Source organism: Prosthecobacter sp. (genome assembly GCF_049294395.1).
Lineage (GTDB): Bacteria > Verrucomicrobiota > Verrucomicrobiia > Verrucomicrobiales > Verrucomicrobiaceae > Prosthecobacter.
Genome location: NZ_JBAQCR010000388.1, coordinates 1 through 1,703 on the forward strand (window position 1 = coordinate 1; position 1,703 = coordinate 1,703).

1 protein-coding gene and 1 pseudogene are annotated in these 1,703 nt (G+C 60.4%); both read right to left on the minus strand.

Annotated elements, in window-relative coordinates; genetic code table 11:
• Positions 1–363: 363 nt before the first annotated feature.
• Complete coding sequence (locus WAW39_RS25950) at positions 364–1,329, minus strand: IS481 family transposase (protein WP_422322064.1); 966 nt, start codon at positions 1,327–1,329, stop codon at positions 364–366.
• A 56-nt stretch (positions 1,330–1,385) separates the two neighbouring features.
• Positions 1,386–1,703: pseudogene (locus WAW39_RS25955) on the minus strand (transposase); the annotation flags it as partial.

The following is a 1,703-nucleotide window of genomic DNA, read 5'->3' on the forward strand; positions in this document are numbered from 1 at the left end:
CGGGGCAACCCTGGCGGACGGACAGGTGGAGAACCTAGTCGCAGCAATGGCATCCTTCTCGCCGCCGCCACTGGGGCAGACACAGCTGACGGGCGAGCAGTACCAGCAGTTTGACCCGGTGATCGCGGCAAATTGGCAGGGTGGGGCATAGTGTCCATGAGGACTGCCGCACATCACTCCGGCAAATTGGTGGCGAAACAGTGTAGATGAGGGCGAGCATGAATATATTCAAATCGCTACTTCTAACGACACCTTTTGGGCGCATCGTCCTCATCGGGCCAAGAATATTTCATAGGCTGATTTCGTCCGGTGTCATCACGACGGCTGTGGCGATATTGCGATGGGGTTTCCGCTCTCGCGAGCCTAGGTGTGTGGTCCCGGAATGAGGTGGTGCGGATTGATTCTGAAGATTGACGGGTCTTTTGTCCAGGCATCGCAGATGGCCTGAAACGGCGTTTTCCATCGCAACGCCTTCAGATGCTTGGCAAAGTTGTAGGCAGTGACGAAGGCGAGGACATGGGTTTTCAGGCTCTCCAAGTCTTCATAGTGGAATGCTTTCACCGTCGCGTCCTTAACGGTGCGGTTCATGCGCTCGGCCTGCCCGTTGGTCCACGGATGGTATGGCTTGGTCAGGCGGTGTTCGATGCCGTGTTCGCCGCAGACGCGGTCGAAGATATGACCAAAGCACATAGCGGTTGGTCCTGAGCGGTTCTTCGGCAGATCGGCGAAGGCCATGCCGTTGTCGGTTAGTACCGTGTGGATCTGGTACGGAAAAGCCTGAACGACGCTGCGCAGGAAGGCCGCGCCGTTCATCTTCCCGGCCTTCTCATGAAACTCCACGTAGGTGAATTTCGAGACGCGGTCGATGGCGAGGAACATGATCAACCGCCCCTCGGCATGACGGAATTCGCAGGAATCAATGTGGACGTATCCGATCTTGGTTTCGGAGAAGCGGCCACGCTTCGATGTCTTTTCCCCTCCTTCGGGCAGCCGGGAGATGCCGTGACGCTGAAGGCAACGATGCAGCGCGCTACGGGTCAGCTTCGGGATGACCTCCATCAGGCATCCCATCACATCGTCCAGGGGCAACAACGTCCAACGGCGAAACTCGACCACCATCGCTTCTTCAGCGGGCGTCAGGACGCTGCTGCGCGGCACACGCGGTCCCATCGGCGCATCACTGGTCGTGCTGCGCTTACGCCATTTGGCAACAGTCTTTGGGTTCAGACCATATTGCTCGGCAAGGGAGCGGGTGCTCTCTTTCGACGCTTGGAGCTCGGCTCGAACACGCGGCGTCGTGCGGGCGCTGCCATGAAGTAATCCTGCCAAAATGCATCCTCCCTCTGACGGGGCAAGAATGCACCAGCACACTCCGGGACTACACACCTAGGCCGCAATTGGTCGGCCACCTGACGCCATTGGGCACGGGCAGCCTGGGCGGTGTCCTGGGCGAAGGCGGTGCCGATGAAGGCGGAGACGACGCGGCGTCCCTGCTTGCCGGCATGGGCCAGGACGTTGCGCATGAAGTGGACGCGGCAGCGCTGCCAGGTGGCGTTCAGCACCTTAGCGATGGCTGCCTTCAGCCCCTCATGGGCATCGGACACCACCAGCTTGACGCCGCGCAGGCCCCGGCGGGCCAGCTTGCGCAGGAAGTCGGTCCAGAAGGTTTCCGCCTCACTGGGGCCGATGGCCATGCCCAGCAC